General features: G+C 55.5%; 1 protein-coding gene. It reads right to left on the minus strand.

Features of this window, described 5'->3' with window-relative positions; translation table 11 throughout:
* Positions 1-292: hypothetical protein (locus tag AC1RP1_RS08245; protein ID WP_481762760.1), on the minus strand; the 292-nt coding region annotated here is incomplete at both ends.

Below are 292 nucleotides of genomic sequence, written 5' to 3' on the forward strand. Positions count from 1 at the left end.
TGCCCACACGGAGCCACGGATTTGCGTTTTTGACACACCGTTAGAAGTCTTGACGGTTAGGCCAATCTTTCCCTTTTCGGTAGACACCGCCAATTCCGATCGCTCCTTGGTAGCGACAGCCCTCGCGTTATCCATGAAGCCCATCACATCCTTCTTCACCATCTCGATGACCGTGCCATCGACCTTGCGAACTTCCCGAGCCTTCTCCATCACCATGTCGGTGTCGATCACCGATTCCTCGTCCGAAGCCGGCAGTGCCAGCACCACATCGAGCACTGGGTTCTGGACAAAC

The sequence above is a fragment of the Dellaglioa sp. CoH-56-MRSF-13 genome (genome assembly GCF_056782095.1).